The organism is Pandoraea morbifera, assembly GCF_902459575.1.
GTDB classification, from domain to species: domain Bacteria; phylum Pseudomonadota; class Gammaproteobacteria; order Burkholderiales; family Burkholderiaceae; genus Pandoraea; species Pandoraea morbifera.
In genome coordinates, this window is record NZ_CABPSD010000008.1 from 57249 (window position 1) to 75393 (window position 18145).

The 18145-nt window shown below is 64.4% G+C and carries 14 protein-coding genes and 1 tRNA gene; 9 read left to right on the plus strand and 6 right to left on the minus strand.

The window, feature by feature from the left end; translation table 11 throughout:
* Positions 1–78: 78 nt before the first annotated feature.
* From cysD to PMO31116_RS14450, 3 genes are all read right to left on the minus strand, one after another.
* Complete coding sequence (gene cysD, locus PMO31116_RS14440) at positions 79–1026, minus strand: sulfate adenylyltransferase subunit CysD (RefSeq protein ID WP_029754268.1); 948 nt, start codon at positions 1024–1026, stop codon at positions 79–81.
* A 122-nt stretch (positions 1027–1148) separates the two neighbouring features.
* Positions 1149–1865, minus strand: coding sequence for a phosphoadenylyl-sulfate reductase (locus PMO31116_RS14445; RefSeq protein ID WP_150567463.1), 717 nt, complete (start codon positions 1863–1865; stop codon positions 1149–1151).
* Positions 1866–1970: 105 nt separating this feature from the next.
* Positions 1971–2747 carry a sulfite exporter TauE/SafE family protein gene (locus PMO31116_RS14450; RefSeq protein ID WP_150567326.1) on the minus strand — a complete coding sequence of 259 codons (777 nt, stop codon included), beginning with the start codon at positions 2745–2747 and terminating at the stop codon, positions 1971–1973.
* Positions 2748–2880: 133 nt separating this feature from the next.
* On the opposite strand from PMO31116_RS14450, the gene PMO31116_RS14455 reads away from it, so the two are divergent.
* The 6 genes from PMO31116_RS14455 to PMO31116_RS14480 all read left to right on the plus strand — a co-directional run bounded on the left by PMO31116_RS14455 (position 2881) and on the right by PMO31116_RS14480 (position 10346).
* Positions 2881–3822, plus strand: a complete 942-nt coding sequence (locus PMO31116_RS14455; RefSeq protein ID WP_023597185.1) for a CysB family HTH-type transcriptional regulator — start codon at positions 2881–2883, stop codon at positions 3820–3822.
* A 362-nt stretch (positions 3823–4184) separates the two neighbouring features.
* The gene (locus PMO31116_RS14460) at positions 4185–5306 is read left to right on the plus strand and encodes an ABC transporter substrate-binding protein (protein ID WP_174971376.1); all 1122 of its coding nucleotides are present in this window, start codon (positions 4185–4187) and stop codon (positions 5304–5306) included.
* A 7-nt stretch (positions 5307–5313) separates the two neighbouring features.
* The gene (locus PMO31116_RS14465) at positions 5314–6198 is read left to right on the plus strand and encodes an NAD(P)-dependent oxidoreductase (RefSeq protein ID WP_150567328.1); all 885 of its coding nucleotides are present in this window, start codon (positions 5314–5316) and stop codon (positions 6196–6198) included.
* Between the two features lie 120 nt (positions 6199–6318).
* Positions 6319–6403 (plus strand) — tRNA-Leu (locus PMO31116_RS14470).
* A gap of 976 nt (positions 6404–7379) precedes the next feature.
* Positions 7380–8627 (plus strand): hypothetical protein, encoded by a 1248-nt coding sequence (locus PMO31116_RS14475; RefSeq protein WP_150567329.1) that lies wholly within the window; start codon positions 7380–7382, stop codon positions 8625–8627.
* Positions 8628–8690: 63 nt separating this feature from the next.
* On the plus strand, positions 8691–10346 hold the full coding sequence (locus tag PMO31116_RS14480) for an autotransporter family protein (RefSeq protein WP_174971326.1): 1656 nt from the start codon (positions 8691–8693) through the stop codon (positions 10344–10346).
* A gap of 102 nt (positions 10347–10448) precedes the next feature.
* Here PMO31116_RS14480 and garD read toward each other — a convergent pair whose 3' ends face one another.
* Positions 10449–12020, minus strand: a complete 1572-nt coding sequence (gene garD, locus PMO31116_RS14485) for a galactarate dehydratase (RefSeq protein WP_150567331.1) — start codon at positions 12018–12020, stop codon at positions 10449–10451.
* Between the two features lie 291 nt (positions 12021–12311).
* Here garD and PMO31116_RS14490 point away from each other — a divergent pair, with 291 nt between their 5' ends.
* The gene (locus PMO31116_RS14490; RefSeq protein ID WP_150567332.1) at positions 12312–13664 is read left to right on the plus strand and encodes an MFS transporter; all 1353 of its coding nucleotides are present in this window, start codon (positions 12312–12314) and stop codon (positions 13662–13664) included.
* 587 nt (positions 13665–14251) lie between these two features.
* Positions 14252–14521: a hypothetical protein gene (locus tag PMO31116_RS14495; protein ID WP_174971329.1), complete on the plus strand. Its 270-nt coding sequence runs from the start codon at positions 14252–14254 to the stop codon at positions 14519–14521.
* A 130-nt stretch (positions 14522–14651) separates the two neighbouring features.
* On the opposite strand, the gene PMO31116_RS14500 is transcribed toward PMO31116_RS14495, so the two are convergent.
* Both PMO31116_RS14500 and PMO31116_RS14505 read right to left on the minus strand, forming a co-directional pair.
* A complete protein-coding gene (locus PMO31116_RS14500; RefSeq protein WP_150567333.1) occupies positions 14652–15761 on the minus strand; it encodes an ArsO family NAD(P)H-dependent flavin-containing monooxygenase in 1110 nt (369 codons plus the stop codon).
* Positions 15758–16639, minus strand: a complete 882-nt coding sequence (locus tag PMO31116_RS14505; RefSeq protein ID WP_343038620.1) for an AraC family transcriptional regulator — start codon at positions 16637–16639, stop codon at positions 15758–15760. The genes PMO31116_RS14500 and PMO31116_RS14505 overlap by 4 nt, the downstream gene beginning before the upstream one ends.
* A gap of 117 nt (positions 16640–16756) precedes the next feature.
* On the opposite strand from PMO31116_RS14505, the gene PMO31116_RS23735 reads away from it, so the two are divergent.
* Positions 16757–18118: an FAD-dependent oxidoreductase gene (locus PMO31116_RS23735; protein ID WP_174971333.1), complete on the plus strand. Its 1362-nt coding sequence runs from the start codon at positions 16757–16759 to the stop codon at positions 18116–18118.
* Positions 18119–18145 lie beyond the last annotated feature (27 nt).

An 18145-nucleotide genomic window follows, 5' to 3' on the forward strand; every position in this document is an offset into this window, starting at 1 on the left:
GGCCCCCGGCGCCCTTTCGCGGCGCACCCGGCGGGCCGGTGTCTCTGATGTGGGAACTGACGACGGCAATGCACCGCCTCAGAAATACCCCTGCTTCTTGCGCTGCTCCATGGCCGCCTCGGACGCCTGGTCGTCCATGCGGGTGGCGCCGCGCTCGGTGATGTCGGTCACGGCCGTCTCGGCGATGATCTCCACCGGGCTCGACGCGACGCTCGACACCGGGCACGTGCAGCTGATGTCACCGACCGTGCGAAAGCGCACCGACGCCAGTTCGCTCGTTTCGCCGTCCTGCTTCGGCGTGAGCGGCGTGACGGGCACGAGCAGGCCGTTGCGACGCACGATCTCGCGCTCGTGGGCGTAGTAGATCGACGGCAGATCGAGCTTCTCGCGGGCGATGTACTGCCACACGTCCAGCTCGGTCCAGTTGGAGATCGGGAATACGCGCAGGTGCTCGTCCCTGTGCAGACGCGCGTTGAACAGATGCCACAGCTCCGGGCGCTGAGCTTTCGGGTCCCACTGGCCGAACTCGTCGCGGAACGAGAAGATGCGCTCCTTCGCGCGGGCCTTTTCCTCATCGCGACGCGCGCCGCCAATCATCGCATCGAAGCCGTGCTCGGCGATCGTCTCGAGCAGCGTCACCGCCTGCGCCGCGTTGCGCGAATCGTTCTCGCGACGCAGACGCACCGTGCCTCGGGCGATCGAGTCTTCCACGTGCCCCACGACCAGCTCCGCGCCGAGCGCCTTCGCGTGGCGGTCGCGGAACTCGATCACTTCGGGGTAGTTGTGCCCCGTGTCGATGTGCACCAGAGGGAACGGCAACACCGTCTTGCGGTTCGGACCGAGACCAAAGGCCTTGAGCGCCAGATGCAGCACCACGACCGAATCCTTGCCGCCCGAGAACAACAGCGCGGGCTTGCGGCACTCCGCCACGACCTCGCGCAGGATGTACATCGATTCGGCTTCGAGCCAGTCCAGATGATCCATACGCGAGCCGTTGGCCTGCGCGACTTCGTGCATCGCACCCATAGTGTTCCCTTCCTTGACGATTCCGAGTTTGCCGAGATTCGATTCGGACGATGCGCCGCCGCGCGGCGCCGCATCGTCATGTGTTCTTCGTGTCTGTCGTGTCCTGCCTGCGCCGAGCGTGCTCAGCCCTGCTGCACCGACACGGGTATCTTGCTCAGGTTGCCCGCGTGCAGCCCGCATTCCTTGCTGTCGCGCGACTCCCACCACCAGCGCCCTGCCCGGCTGTCCTCGCCCGGGCGAATCGCGCGCGTGCACGGCTCACACCCGATGCTCGGATAGCCGCGCGCGTGCAGCGGGTTGACCGGCACGTCGCGCGCGGTGAGGTACGCCCACACCTGCGCTTCCGTCCAGTCGAAAATCGGGTTGTACTTAGCGATGCCGCGCGCTTCGTCGTGCTCGGCGAACGCCAGCTCGCCACGCGTGACCGACTGCTCGCGACGCTGTCCGGTCAGCCAGGCGTCGGCGTCGGCAAGCGCGCGGCCGAGCGGCTCGACCTTGCGAATCTGGCAGCACGCCTTGCGCAGATCCACGCTTTCGTAAAAGGCGTTCGCGCCATGCGCGCTCACGTACTCTTCGACCGCCTTGGCGCTCGGCGTGTACTGCGCCACGTCATAGCCGTAGCGCGCCCTGATCGTGTCGATCATGCCGAGGGTCTCGTCGTGCAGACGCCCCGTGTTGAGCGTGAACACTGTGATCGGCAGTTGCTGGCGCAGGATCACGTGCGTGATCAGCATGTCCTCGGCGGCCAGACTGCTGGCGAATTTCACGTTGCGATGCGCCCCCGCGATACGGGCCAGGCGCTCGGCCAGCACGGCCTCCATTTCGTCGAGCAGCGCCATGTCCTGGTGCTCGGCATCGGATGCCGCCAGCGTCACGGTTGCCGGAGTGGGTTCCCAGCGGGATTCGTTTCGCATCTCGCGAACTCCTTGTTGTCTGTGGGGTTCTCAGCCGACCAGCTTGACCGCCGCGAGCGTGAGCGTTGCCGCCAGCGCCCCGCGCACGACGCGCTCGGGCAGGTGGCGGGTGAGCTTCGCGCCCAGCCAGATCCCGGGCAGCGAGCCGATCAACAGACTGCCGAGCAGTGCCCAGTGCACCGTCTCCAGCCAGATATGGCCGAGCGCGGCAATGGCAGTAAGGGGCACGGCGTAGGCAATGTCCGTACCGGCGACTTCGGCCGGTTCCAACCGCGGGTACAGCATCAGGATCAGCGTCGCGCCCACGGCACCGGCGCCAATCGAGGAAATCGTCACGAGCGCGCCGATCACGCCGCCCACCAGCACCGTTGCAACCGCCTGCGCCCGCCCCGTCAACTGCCAGTTGGGATGCGCGCGCAACGCACCGAGCAGCTTCGCGCGGAACAACAGCGAAAGCACGGTCAGCAGAACCGACGCGGCAATCGTGAGCTTGATGACGTGCAGGGCGCCGTCGTCGATCCCGCCGAGCCGTTTCAGGAAAACGATGGTGACCAGCGCCGCCGGCAGCGCGCCGAGCGTGAGGCGCCGCACGATGTGCCACTTCACGTGACCATGCGAGCGGTGCGCCACCGTGCCGAAACTCTTGGTGATCGCCGCGAACGCCAGATCGGTCCCCACCGCCACCGGCGCCGCGTAACCGAGCAGCAGCGTGAGCAGGGGCGTCATCAGCGATCCGCCTCCCACGCCGGTCAGGCCGACCAGCAGGCCGACGCCAAATCCGGAGAGGGGTTCGAGCCACAGCGACATGGATGACGTTCCTGGTGGGTGCTAAATGCCTGACGGGAATAACGTTATCGAAACAGTGGCACCCACTGTAATGAAAAGGCTATATACTTCAAACGAATTAAAAATTGTTTGTATATTTTCGAAAGTTATACAAATGAACTTGCATCAGTTCCGTTTCGTGCGCGAGGCCGTGCGTCAGAATTTCAACCTGACCGAGGCTGCCAAGGCGCTGTTCACCTCGCAGCCGGGGGTGTCGAAGGCGATCATCGAGCTGGAAGAAGAGCTTGGCGTGGACATCTTTGCGCGACACGGCAAGCGCATCCGCAACCTCACGGAGCCCGGGCGCATCATCTTCGAGTCGGTCGAGCGCATCCTGCTGGAGGTCGAGAGCCTCAAGCGCATCGGCAAGGACTATGCGGCGCAGGATCAGGGCAGCCTGACCATCGCCACCACCCATACGCAGGCGCGCTATTCGTTGCCGCACGCGGTGGCCGAATTCAAGAAGCGTTATCCCAAGGTGCGCCTCTCGATCCTTCAGGGCAGCCCGACGCAGATTGCCGAAATGGTGTTGCACGACCAGGCGGACCTGGCCATTGCCACCGAGGCGATCGCCGGCTACAAGGATCTGGTCTCGCTGCCGTGCTATCAGTGGCAGCACGTGGCCGTGGTGCCACCGGATCATCCGCTGCTTCAGTTGCCGTCAGTGGGTATCGAGGATCTGGCCAAATTCCCCCTGATCACTTATGACCCGCAGTTCGCCGGTCGCGCCAAGATCGATCAGGCGTTTGCGCTGCGTCACGTGCAGCCGGACATCGTGCTCGAAGCAATCGATGCCGACGTCATCAAGACGTATGTCGAGCTGGGGCTGGGCGTGGGCATTCTGGCGGGCGTGGCGTTCGACCCGGAGCGCGACCGCAATCTCCGGGCGATTCAGGTGGGGCATCTGTTCGGCACGAATGTGACCCGGGTCGCCCTCAAGCAGGGCGCCTACCTGCGCGGCTACGTCTTCACGATGGTCGAACTGCTCTCACCGATTCTGACCCGCAAGCTCGTCGAGCAGGCGCTGCGCGGCGAGCACGAAAGCTACGAGCTGTAACAGGGCGCCGCCGGACACCGGCGGCATTCTTGCCTGTCTGCCTCCCACGCAACACGCACCCGGCCTTTCAAGTCCTCCCGGATGCCCTTCTGGCGGCCCTCTCCCCGGGATCTTCCCGTTCCGAATCGCCGCGTTGCACCGAACGGTTTCGTCCGGCGGCCGGCAATTCGCGTCCAGGGCGGGGCAAGCGTTTGCACCGGGCCCGGCTCGCCGGGCGTCCGAACGAGCCCGGTCGGCTCGCGCGCCATTTTTTCTCCGCTGGCCGAACGCAACCGGTGCGGTATGCTTACGCGATTCGACCCAAAGGAGACCCCATGCGCTCAACTCTTCGCGGCATCCGCCTGTCGGGCGTGGTGCTTGCCATGACCCTGGCCGGCATCGCAACGGCCGCCCGTGCCGACATCACGGTCGGTATCGATCTGTCGTCCACCGGGCCGGCAGCGGCCATCGGTATTGCCAGCAAGAACGCCATGCAGCTCTGGCCGGCACAGATCGGCGGACAGAAGGCGCATTACATTTTCCTGGACGACGCCTCCGACCCCGGCACCGCCGTGAAGAACACCCGCAAGCTCATCAGCGAGGACAAGGTCGACGTCATCGTCGGTCCGAACATCACGCCCAGCGCGCTCGCGATGCTTGACCCGGTATCCGAGGCGCAAACGCCGATGATCACGCTGATCGGCTCGGCAGTCGTCGTCGAGCCGCAGGACGCCAAGCGTCGCTGGGCGTTCAAGATGGCCGCGAACGACTCCGCCATGGCCGACGTCATGACCCGTTACATGGCCAATCATGGCATCAAGACCGTCGGTTTCATCGGTTTCGCGGATGCCTACGGCGAGAGTTGGCTCAAGGAATTCTCGAAGTTCGCCGAGTTGCGCAAGCTCAAGCTCGTGGCGCAGGAGCGATTCAATCGCACCGATACGAGTGTGACCGGGCAGGTGCTGAAGGTCATGGCCGCCAAGCCAGACGCAGTTCTGGTCGCCGGTTCGGGCACGCCGGCGGCGTTGCCCCAGCGCACGTTGCAGGAGCGCGGATACACCGGGAAGATCTATCAGACGCATGGCATCGCCACGTACGACTTCGTTCGCGTCGGCGGCAAGGATGTCGAGGGCACGCTGTTCCCGACGCAGCCGGGCGTCGTTGCAAAATCGCTGCCGGCCGGGCATCCGGCGCGCGCGGCTGCGCTGGCGTTCACGAAGCAATACGAGGCGAAATACGGCGCGGATACCGTTACACAGTTCGCCGCGGACGCCTATGGCGTGTGGGATCTGCTCAATGACGCCGTGCCACGCGCCGTCAAGGTGGCTGCACCGGGCACGCCGGCGTTCCGGGTGGCGCTGCGCGACGCGCTCGAGTCCACGCACAACCTGGCGATCCCGAACGGCATCATGAACCTGAGCCCGAAGGACCACGTCGGCCTGGATCAACGTGCCAGCGTGATGGGCCAGATCAAGAACGGCAAGTTCGTCTACGTCTCGGACTGAGCGCGGCATGACGACTTACACGGTAGCGTTTATTGGCCTGGGGGCGATGGGCGGTCAGATGGTGCGCCATCTGATCGCGGCCGGCCATCGGTTGCATGTCTACGCGCGTCGGCCGGAAGCGGCGGCGCCCTATGAGGCGTTGGGCGCGAAGCGGTTCGAAACACCGGCCCAGGCTGCCGTCGACGCCGACTTCGTGATCACGAACGTTACGACCACGCAGGACGTGGAGGACGTGCTGCTGGGCACCGACGGGGTGGTTCACGGCGCTCGGGCGGGCACGATCTGCGTGGATCACAGCACGATTTCGGCGGAGGCGACGCGGCGCATGGCGGCCCGGTTGGCGCGCCATGAGATTCAGCTTGTGGACGCGCCGGTGTCGGGCGGGCCGTCGCGTGCCGCCGATGCGTCGCTGTCGATCATGGTGGGCGCGCCGGACGTGGTTTTCGCGCGGGTGCGGCCATTGCTGTCGGTGCTGGGTTCGACCATCACGCATGTGGGCGATGTCGGCGCCGGGCAGGTGGCGAAAGCGTGCAACCAGATCGTTCAGGTGATCAATATCCAGGGCATTGCGGAGGCGATGTTGTTCGCGGCGCGCAACGGCGTGGATCAGGACAAGGTCATCGAGGCGATTTCGCAGGGTCTGGCGGGCAGCCGCATGCTCGACATGATGGGTCCCAAGATGGCGCATCGCGACTTCTCGGCGGGCATCGAGGCCCGATTGCACGACAAGGATTTCTCGATGATCCTGGAAGCGGTGGCCGACGCCGGCCTGTCGTTGCCGGCGCTGTCGCTGGTCAAGAGGCAACTGAGCGCGCTGATGGAAAACGGCTGGGGGCGCGACGATACGTCGTCATTACTGCGTGTCCTGGAAGGCCAGCAGCAGGTCCACTGACGGCGGACGAGGCGGGCTTGTGGCCGGCAGGAATTTCGGTCATAATCTCGCCTTCGTCCGGTGAGCCGTCAAAGGTGCCGAGCGAATCACGCTGCGACACCATTCGGTGAACGCACACCCGCCCAGGTGGTGAAATTGGTAGACGCAGGGGACTCAAAATCCCCCGCCGCAAGGCGTGCCGGTTCGATTCCGGCCCTGGGCACCACAAGAAATTCCCTCAGCATTTTCAAGTAGTTCTGGAGCACGAAGCAATTTCCAGCTCAAAACTATTAGCTCGCGAGATTTTTACTGTGTACAGAACCGTACACAGAATCGCCGGGGATTGAAATCGCTGAGAGGATAGTTGGCATTTTCGACGCGAGTGAAAAGCTCAAGCCGAACCCCTATCGAATTCTCTCAATCGATAGATAAATGTCATCGAAATTCACCCAATCATCCCCCTCCAATCTCGCTATACGACATCAGACGTAAAAGTACGTCACCGGACCTCGATGGAGCGACCCACTTCGTCGAACGAGGCATATTGAGATATCGAGGACACATTGTAATGACCCATCGAAACCTGCACAGGTTTCGCGGCTAATACGAATGCCTCAGCCTGGGTTTTCATCCTCTTCACCCGCTTGCATTACACCGTGCGGCGACGTCGCACGTCGAACCAGAGGCTCAGTTCTCAGATCGACACGGTGATTCCGTCAGCTTCCAGTCCCTAACGGATCACCTCGATTACGTGTCGCCTTCGCCCGGCGGAGACTGCAAATTTTTTGCGCGCGTAGCTCCGGGATCGCTTTGCCGTATTCCTTGAGCAGTCCGCCGTGCCCTTTAGCGCTGCCCCCCCCGCCCAGAGTGACGATAGGGACGAAAATCGGCGAGGCCTTCAGACGAACGCAAACTGCGGAATGGTCTAGCCCAATCCGAATGGCAATCATCAATATTGATGATGTCGAGGCGAGTTTTCTCCCTCAGGATGGTTAGGCGCACAGTTCGGCTGGCCTGCCAACCCGGGCGTCAAAAGTGTCCACCGGACGTCAGTCGACCCAGACGGTTCTGGGGCGCTCGTTGCCACACGTCCGGCGTCTGCTCATCGGAATCGATCGCCATCCGTGCCATCGACCGGGGCGGTAGCTCAATGAACCCGGTGTTTGCGCATAACGTGCTCGCGGAACTACGACGGTAATCCCATGCGCCCCAGGCAAATTGAGGCGCATCCGGTGAATAAAAAAGAAGAAAGAAATAAGGATGGCAGCATGAATCGTGTCGAACCCACGCTCCGAATCGCTAACGGCAAACGCATGCCGGCGATATCAACGGCCGGCGCAAACAAGAAATATGGGATGTCGCCAAGACTCCGCGTTATCTCAGCAGTTGCCATTACCGTGGTGACCGGCGCGGGCTCCGGACCGATATTTGCCCAAAGCGTTGGGGGCGCAGGCGGCTACGGCTGGAATAGTGCAGACGGCGGCGCCACTTTTAGCGCGGTCAATAGCGGCAAAGGCGGCGAACAAGGCGCCAGCGGGGCTTATGGAGCAGTTGGATTCGCCGCTGACGGCGGCGCAGGGGGCGCAGGTACAACCGTCCAGCCGAACGGTGATGTCATCGGAAACGCTGGAGTGGATGCGCCAAATACCGACGTTGGAACTTACATCGGTGGCGGCGGCGGCGGCGGCGGTGCCGCCGCATTTTCGGGGTCTGGCACGCAATTGTCGGCGGTCGGCGGCAACCTCATCGGCGGGAGCGGCGGACGCGGAAGCAGTACCTACGACGCCACCACCGGAGCTGGATATAACGTCGGTGGCGGCGGTGGCGGCGCGGGAGGGGATGGTGCCGACATCGCTTCCGGCAACGCCGTTGTCAATCCGGGGGCGCGTATTGCCGGCGGCACGGGAGGATCCGGGGGCAACGCTGCGTTTATTGACTATCAGGGCCACCCTTGGGGCGGTTACGGTGGCAACGGTGGCGATGGTGGCGTTGGCGTACATCTGCCGGGAGGCTCGTCGCTCTTTAACGAAGGTACCGTATCGGGTGGCCAGGGTGGACTGGGCGGCACGACATTCGACAAATCCACCGGAGCCGTCGTCCGCACCCAGCCAGCGGGTGCCGGTGGCGTCGGCATTCTCGCCGAGAGTGGCAGCTCGATCGTCAACGCGGGAACGATTGTCGGCGGCATGAGCGGAGACACAACAAACGCCACCCAAGCCCCGGCTATCCGATTCCTCGGCGGCGCCAGTTCGCTGGAACTTCGTGCAGGCTCAGTCATTTCCGGCAATGTCGATGCGACAGCCGGCGCGAACAACGCCCTTATCCTTGGCGGCACCGCGGATTCGGGTTTCGATCTCTCGCAAATCGGTTCCGCTGCGCAGTATCGTGGCTTCAGCATTTTCCGTAAAACCGGCACCGGCCTCTGGACGCTCACCGGAAGGAGCGCCTAGACAACCCCGTGGAGCGTTGAAGCCGGGACGCTGGAAGTCGGCAATGCCAGCAGCCCGGCCAGCGTGCTCACTGGCGATGTGCAGGTCTACGCGGCCGGTACGTTGCGCGGCCACGGCACGATTGTCGGCAGCGTCACCAACGACGGGATCGTACGCCCCGGCGGCTCCGTCGGCACGCTCACCATCAATGGAAACTACACCCAAAACGCGAACGCGACCCTGCTCATCGACGTTGCGGACGGAGCAGGCACCGCGGGCCGGACGAGCGATACCGGCTACAGCCGACTGGTTGTCACCGGCAACGTCACGCTCAATCCTGGTGCCAGCATCAATCTGACAAGCACCGGCGCTACTTACCGCTTTGCCAACGGGCAACGCTTCGTGGTGATTCAGGCGACAACGGCCGCCACGGTGAACTACAAGGCCAGTCTGCTGACCTATGGCATCGTCGGTTCGGGGTACGCGCTCACCGGCGCAGATGTGACAGACGCCACCGCCGGCACCCACAATCTGGTCGTCACGGTCGGCTCACAGGCCCCTGCCGGAACGACACCGAGTGGCGTCAGCACCGGGGCTGCAACGACGACGATCCGTCCGACCACCCGCAACGCCATTGCCTCCCTTGGGGGACTGCAAAGCTACACAGGGATCAGCGATCCCGCGCTGCTCAACCTTTACAACGCGTCGCTTGCCATTGGCAGTGCGGGTGAAGCGAGCCACGCGGGGGCACAGCTGTCGCCCGCGCAGCAGCTTGCCGCGTCACGCGCTGCCGCCATGCCAACGCTTGACGCACTGAATCTCGTCGGTACTCGCGCCGACACGTTGCGCACCGCACAGACGGGGAGCAGCGGTGTGGCTACCGGCGACAATACGCCGGCGCTCGGTCTATGGGGGCAAGCCTTCGGCGGTCATGCCAGTCAGGGCCTGGTGGACGATGTGTCCGGTTACAGCGCCAATTACGGCGGCATGATGATCGGTGTCGACCGGGTCATCGGTAAACGGTGGATCGCTGGCGGCGCGTTTGCTTACAGCCACACGCGCGTCAACGGCTCCGATGACAATACGGGCAGTTCGACGCAGGTCAACGGCTACGGACTGTTTGGTTATGCGAGTTATGCCGGATCGCCGTGGTATGTGAACCTCTCCGGCGGCATCGTGCAACAGCGTTACAACACCACGCGGGTGGTGGACTTCACGGGCTTTTCCGGCACGGCCAACGGCGCGTTCTCCGGCCAGCAATACGTCGCCCGCACGGAGTTGGGTTATCCGTTGGCGCTCGGAAGCAGCACGATCACACCGCTTGCGAGCCTCACCTACAGCTATCTGCATCAGGGGGCATATACCGAGACGGGCGGTAATGGCGCTGCGCTGTCCGTCGGCACTGCACACACCAGCTCGCTGCGAAGCGCGTTGGGCGCACGGCTGGAAAAAGCGTTCTCGACGCGCTACGGCGATATCGTGCCGTTCGCTCAGGTGCAGTGGATCCACGAGTTCGTGAACACGCGCGCCGTCACCGGGGCAAGCTACGCGGGCGACTTCACCGGCGAGACAGCCTTCACGACGGTCGGGCCGTCACCAGTGCGCGATCTGGCCGACATCACGCTCGGCGCAACGCTCATGCGCAGAAACAACCTGTCGCTCACGGCTCGCTATGAGCTTCAGGTGGGATCGCGGTTCGTATCGCAAACGGGAAGCCTGCGCTTGCAACAACGGTTCTGAAAACCGCCAGGACGTGCGCTCGGTTCGAAACATCTGCGGGCGGGCCGACGAAACACTGTCATGCGGCTCACGAACCGCGTCCCGCGCGCAGCAGCCCACGCATCAGGTCACAGGCGCCGGATTGAACAGCACCAGGGCATTGTGCAGTTTCAACTTTTCCGCCGCCGTCTGCTTCTCGCCACTCGCGACGGCAAGCATCGTCCGGAAGAGCTCCCAGCCCACCTCCTCGATCGTGGCAGCGCCCGTCGCAATTGTGCCGGCGTCGATGTCCATCAGGTCGTGCCAGCGACGCGCCAGGTCCGAGCGCGTCGCGACTTTGATGACGGGCACTTCGGCGAGACTGTACGGCGTGCCTCGCCCGGTCGTGAAGACGTGCAGATTGATGCCCGCGGCAACTTGCAGCGTGCCGCAAATGAAATCGCTCGCCGGTGTCGCCGCGTATATCAACCCCTTTTGCCGTGCCTTTTCGCCCGGCGAAAGCACGCCTGAGATCGCCGCGCTTCCCGACTTGACGATGGACCCCATCGCCTTCTCCACGATGTTGGAGAGCCCCCCCTTCTTGTTGCCGGGCGTGGTGTTGGCGCTGCGGTCGGCGCCCCCCCGCTTGAGATAGTTGTCGTACCAATCCATCTCGCGGATGATGGCCGCAGCGACTTCCGGCGTCGCCGCACGCCCCGTGAGCTGTCCCACACCGTCACGCACCTCCGTGACTTCCGAGAACATCACCGTGGCCCCTGCCCGGACCAGAAGATCCGAGGCAAAGCCCACCGCAGGGTTGGCAGTGAGTCCGGAGAACGCATCGCTGCCGCCACACTGCACGCCGACGACCAGATCGGACGCGGGACAGGTCTCCCGCCGCCGACGATTCAACCGCGCCAAGTGCCCTTCGGCCGTTCGCATGATCGATTGAATCATCGACTCGAAGCCCACATGCGACTCGTCCTGCAACACGACCACGTCGCCGTTGTCGGCACCAGATTCACCGCCCGGCGCCGAAACGCTCGAGATGGGTATGGTGCCCGCCGGCATGAGGCGCTCCGGTTGCAGCTTTTCGCACCCCAGGGACACCATCATCACCTCGCCACCGAAGTTCGGGTTCAGGGCAATATTGCGCACCGTACGGATGGGCACCATGGCGTCGGGCGCGTCGATGGCCACGCCACATCCGTAGGTGTGACCAAGACCGACGACATCGTCGACATTCGGAAATTTCGGCAGCAAATCGCGCTTGATACGCGCCACGGCATGCTCGACGACATCGGCGACGCACTGCACCGTCGTTGTGATAGCGAGGATATTGCGCGTACCCACCGAGCCGTCGGCGTTCCGATACCCCTGGAACGTGAAATTCCCGAGCGGCGGCATCTCCGGCGCCGGAATCGTCGCCATCGGCAAGTCGTCCAGCGCGGGAGGCGTCGGCATGCGAATGACATGCTCGTTGACCCAGCTTCCCCTGGGTAATGCCTTCGTCGCGTAGCCGATGACGACGTTGTACCGGATAACCTCGTCACCCTCGGCCAGATCCCGCAACGCGACTTTGTGCCCCTGGGGCACGCGCTCGAGAAGCGTCAACCCATCCGCGAACGTCGCCCCCTCCCCCAGCCCCCCGTCGTTCACGACAATCGCGACGTTGTCGTTGGGGTGCACACGTATATAAAGCGGAGCCAGTTCCATTTGCTTCTTCCTTTCCGGGCCATAGCCCAACCACCCAAAATTTACATCATCATACAACGTATGACTCGTTTTCTCATACGCGTTAACCCTCTAACAATGACGTTTTAAGGCTCTTGACGTTGCGATTCGAGCCATCACGTTGTACGATGACGTATAAGAAATAAATCGATGCATCGAAAGACGCTCGGCGGCCGACAAGCGCCGCTTGAGGAGACGAGCGAGGCGCGCCCCATCCCCCCTCTCGGGAACAGGAATCGTCGCCTCGCGGGCAAGCATTAGAGGAAGAACGTCATGGCAATCAGCCGAACCGTGAGCGCCGCGCAAGCGCTCAAACGCACCAATGTCCGCTACATCATCCTGGCGCTCGTTTTTTTTATCACGACGCTGAACTACGCCGACCGCGCCACGCTTTCGGTCACCGGCTCGGCGATGCGCGGTGAGTTTGGTTTCGACGCGATCGAGATGGGCTACATCTTCTCCGCGTTCAGTTGGTCGTATGTCCTGTGTCAGGTTCCGGCCGGTTGGCTGCTGGACCGCTTCGGCGCTCGCCGCGTTTACGCCGCGAGTATTTTGCTTTGGTCGATCTTCACGCTCCTGCAAAGCACCATTGGATGGACCGGCAGCGCGGCGGCGGCCGTGACGGGCCTGTTCATCCTGCGCTTTGCCATGGGCGCGGCGGAAGCCCCCGCGTTTCCTGCAAACGCCAAGGTTGTCGCGAGTTGGTTCCCCGCCAAGGAGCGGGGCACCGCATCGGCCATCTTCAACTCGGCGCAATACTTTGCCGCCGTCGTGTTCACCCCCCTGATGGCATGGATCACACACGCGTTCGGCTGGCACGAAGTGTACGTCGTGATGGGTGTCGTCGGCTTCGTCCTGTCGGGCGTCTGGCTCAAGTTCATGAAGAACCCTGCCGACCATCCTGGCGTCAGCCCGCGAGAGCTCGAATATATCGAGCAAGGTGGCGGGTTCATTCGCGGCCACCAAGCGGCTGGCGCCCCTGCCCCTCGAAATAACGACAGTTGGCGCGTCGTACGCCAACTGCTGGGCAACCGCATGCTCCTGGGCGTTTATCTCGCCCAGTTCTGCATCAACGTGCTCACATACTTCTTCCTCACCTGGTTCCCCATCTATCTGGTCCAGGCACGGCACATGACCATTCTTCAGGCCGGCCTTGTCGCATCCTTGCCGGCCATCTGCGGGTTCGGTGGCGGTGTGCTCGGCGGACTCCTGTCGGACACGCTCATCCGTCGCGGCCGCTCGCTCACCGTTGCCCGCAAGGTCCCCATCGTCGGCGGCATGCTACTGTCGTGCTGCATCGTCGGGTGCAACTACGTCACCACCGACTGGATTGTCGTCGCACTCATGTCGCTCGCGTTCTTTGGCAAAGGCATCGGCGCGCTGGGCTGGGCCGTCGTCGCCGATACGTCACCGCGAGAGGCGATCGGCCTTTCCGGCTCCCTGTTCAACATGTGCGGCAACGTCGCCGGCATCGTGACACCGATCGTTATCGGCTATCTGGTCACGCAATCCGGCGGCGCCTTTAACGGCGCGCTGGCATTCGTCGGCCTGAACGCACTGTTGACGGTGTTTTGTTACCTCGTCATCGTCAAGGACATCGAGCGCGTGACGCTTCGCCCTGTCTAGTCCAGACGATTCCGCAACGCACCAAGGGCGCATGACACGTATCGCCCTCAGCGGGTGCGCCATCTCCCGATAGGGCGAGTCCGAATCCGACAGCGCATCGTCCAATATCCGCACGCAGCGTGCAGTTTCGCCCGTTGGACAGGCATGGCGCGGATTCTCCCGATACGCCGCATTTGCGAAACACACCGCTGCTTTCGGCACGGGACGCCCATCCGGGCGATTCGGATGTTGCTGAAACTCAAGTGACTTCACTGCTGCCATGATGAAAACGTTCCCTCGATATGGCAATGGGGATACTTCATGGAGGATCTATGAGCAATCCGAAAGATGACGCCGGCAAATCCCTGTGCGGCGACACGAGGCCGTTGGAGACGAGCGACAAGGCGTCCCGCACCGTCGACACAACATCCGGCGACGACGACGCGAGGAAAGCCGGAGGCGCGCCTCGACGCGCGTGCCCGAAATTTCGACGGGAGGCGACCAAAGCCGCCGGCGCGGGCGACACGTCCACGCTTCAGGTCGAGCCACACCGGGAGCCGGCGAAATCCGGACGAGCGCCGGCGAGAAATCCCGGCGCCGACCGAAACGTGACGCCTGCGGCCGTACCGGCCCTGAAGCTGCCGAGAGCGCTGGCGCGGGAGGGCTTCGTCGTGTGGTTCCACGATCACGGCCAATACCTCGGACTGGCGTGGAACGATGCAGTATCGGAGATCGAAAAGGCACACGTCGACGACGCGGATCACGCGATTTATTTCGACACCTTTGCGCAAGCCGCCGTCGCGTGCGAGAGATACATCAGCCCGTGCCGCGTGCTGCACTCGCCCGGCGCCGGCAAGCGCCCGAAGCTCATGGGCTAGTCCGCAACGACGGTTCACGTCGGGGAAACGCGCGCCCTGGCGCCGCGCCCGCAGACGCCGCACCGCCGGCCCCGCGATCGTCCGGTCGCGGGGGCGCGAATGCCTCATCCGGCGCCGCCGTTGATGACGCTCACGTCTCCCCGTTCGGGGTGACCGCAACCCCTTGCGCGCCAAGATACGCCACCACCTCCTGCGCCGTGGCGCGAGCGCTTCGCATCACGCCGATCAGCGTGGCCGAGGCGTACCCGGTCCATTCTCCGTAGCCGACGAGCCACAATCGAGGTTCGTCGACGGCACGCGTGCCGCTTACGCGAATCGTGCCGTCGTCGCCGACGATCGACAAGGCGTTCAAGTGCGCCAGCGCGGGCCGAAACCCAGTGCACCAGATGACGACGTCGACCGGCGAATGCCTGCCGTCGGGCCAGATCACGCCGTCTTCGACGAAGCGTTCGAACGGGCGTACCGCGTGCAGGACGCCTCGCTCGCGCGCCGCACGCACCGAAGGCACCATGACGATATTCGCCAGACCGCTGTCCGGATAGGGGTCGGGCAAGCCGCGTTGGGCGGCCTGCCAGCGCGCGGTCGCTCGCTCGAACAGCACGCGGCCGTCGACATCGTCGGGCAAGAACGTCGGCGGCTCGGGGGTAACCCAGACCGATGCGGCGACGGCGGAAACTTCCGCATGAATCTGTGCCCCCGAGTTGCCGCCGCCGACCACCAGAACACGCAGGCCGCGCAGCGCCTGCGGACCGTGATAGTTCGCCGAATGCCATTGGCGACCGCGAAACGACGATTGGCCGGGGTACGACGGCACATGCGGCGCGTGCCACGACCCGGTGGCGCTGATCACCGCACGCGCCCGCCAGTCGCCGCGATTGGTGTGCACGCGCAGCCCGTCGACCTGCGCCATGACCGACACGACCTCGACCGGACGCTCCACCGGTACGGCATAACGCGTTTCGTACTCCCGCAAATACGCCACGACTTCGTCGCGCGACGGATAGTGCTCCGCGCCGCCTCGCATCGGCCATCCCGGCAGCGAACTCCATTGCGCCGGCGAAAAGAGCTGCAACGACGGCCAGGCGCGCTGCCAGGCACCGCCTGGCCCGGGCTGGTCGTCGAGCACAACGTAATCCACCTGCCAGCGACGCAGAAAATACGACGTCGCCAACGCCGACTGCCCGCCGCCAACGACCAGGGCATCCACGGTGCGCAACGGCACCTCGTCATGCTGGGTCATGCCACGCCCTCCTCGTCTTCAACGTCCCACCGCGTCTGCGGCCCCACCTGTCGGAAATAGCGTCCGGGCGACTCGCCGAAGGCGCGACGGAACATCGCAATGAAGTTGCTCGGCGTGGAATAGCCGAGCGAATCGGCAACCGCGCCGACGGCCTCGCCATTGGCGAGTCGATCCAGCGCACTCACCAGCCTCGCCTGCTGACGCCACTGCGTGAAGCCCATGCCCGTCTCCGTCACGAAAAGTCGTCTTGCCGTGCGCGCCGACACCCCCGCGCGCCGGGCGAGCGAATCGAGCGACGTGTGCGCCCCAAGATCGTCGAGCACCGCGCGCGCCACGCGTATCGCCCGGGCATCGATCGGCATCGGCAACCCGAGCGCCTGCTCGGGCGCGCGTTGAATCTCGTCGACGAGCACCTGCGCAAGACGCATTTCCGCATCCGTAAGCGAATCTCGCGTCGCCCACGACACCGCCCGTTTGACCAGCGCCGCCAGCAGTTCCGAAACGCCGACCACGCACGGCGTCCGCGGCAGGCCGGTCGCCGCGCTGGGCGCCACCAGGACGATCCATCCACTGACCACGCCGGTGAGCGATACGCGGTGCGTCATGCCCGGCGGTATCCATCCGGCGCGATACGGTGGCAATACCCAGGCCCCGAGCGGCGTGTGAACGTGCACCAGGCCGGAGTGGATGCAGAACAGCTGCCCCCGCAAATGCGAATGCCAGTCCAGCTCCCGCGTGCCGATCCTGAACAGACTCCGCTCGTTGTCGTGGCCACCGAACGCCCAGATCGGTGGCCCGTCCGGCCGGTCGTTCGGCTGGTATTTGGCGAACGGAGATTCCGACAGCGACATCAGGGGGGGGATTTGACGAGCCTCCATTACTTTGTCCGAAAATCATTGTTTTATGACCAAACAATGTTATCAGGTCGACAGTGCACGCGCCGACAATGAACGCATCGTCACAGCCGGCCCGCGCCATCGGGGCCTATTCACCTCATGTCAGCCTTGCATGTCAACATTATCGGCGCGGGCCTTGGCGGCCTGTGCCTTGCCCAGGGCCTGCGCCGGGCAGGAATTGCCTTCGACGTCTATGAGCGCGACGCTTCGCCCGACGCCCGTTTCCAGGGGTATCGTCTGCGCATCGACGCCGACGGCCTCGACGCCCTCGGCGAATGCCTGCCCGACGACGCCCTGGCGCGCATCCGCGAGCGTGCCGCCGTGGCGCGGTCCGGCGGCCGCTTCGTCACGCCGCAGCTCGACGATGCCGATGTCGTTCTGCCACCCAGCTGGCACGAGGCCCGGGCGAATGCCGGCCCGCCCCCGCCGAGCGACCAGGACCGATACCGCCGCGGTGCCCCAGGCAAGGCGGCGCGGCCCACCGCCGCGACCGACCCCATTCCGGGAGACCTCAGTGTGCATCGCCAGACGCTGCGGGAAATCCTGCTCGACGGCATTCGCGAGCGCGTCCATTTCGGGAAATCGTTTGCGCACACGACGTCGACGCCGGACGGCCACCGTATCGCGCATTTCGACGACGGTTCTCGCAGCCGCCCCGGTCTCGTGGTCGCTGCCGACGGCAGCCATTCCCGTGTACGCGAATATGTGCTGCCCGGCATGGCGCCTCGCGACACGGGCAACGTGTGCTGTTACGGCCTGACGCCGCTCACGACCGAGATGCTCGTGCTCATGGATCGTCACGGCGAGGCGACGGTGATGGAGGGAAGCACCGTGGTGTTTGCCGACGGCTTCGCCGTCGTGATCGAGGCGATGCTGTTTCGCCGCCCCGACAGCGAACGTTCGGCGGCGCCGCTCGCCGCTGGCGAACACATGCCGCTCTCGCCCGTGCCCGACTATCTGTACTGGGCCTTCATCGGTCCGGCGTCGACGCTGCTCGGCGAGCGGCGCGCGAACGGCGCGAGCGTCCAGCCCGAGCGTGCGCTCACGCATGCGCGCATCGAAGCCCTGACCGATGCGTGGCATCCGCATCTGCGTTCGCTGTTCACGTACGCCTCGCCCGACACCATCCGGACCCTGCCGGTACGCAGCACGACGAGCCCACTGCCATGGCAGATCGACGGCGTGACGGGGCTGGGCGATGCCGTCCACACGATGAGTCCGGCAGGCGGCCTCGGAGCAAATACGGCGCTGCGCGACGCCGCCCGGCTCGCGGCACGGTTGCACGACGTTGCGAAAGACGGTACCTCGCTGTCGCGCGCCATTTCGATGTACGAGCGCGACATGTGCGAGCGCGCGCAGGAGGCCGTACGACTGGCCGACGCGGGTGCCGCCTTGCTCAACAGTCGCCGTCATCCCCCGCAGGCAACCCGGCCAGCCCCGGCCGACGCGATCCATCTGTGAACCTGGCGCGCTCCCGTGTTACAAATA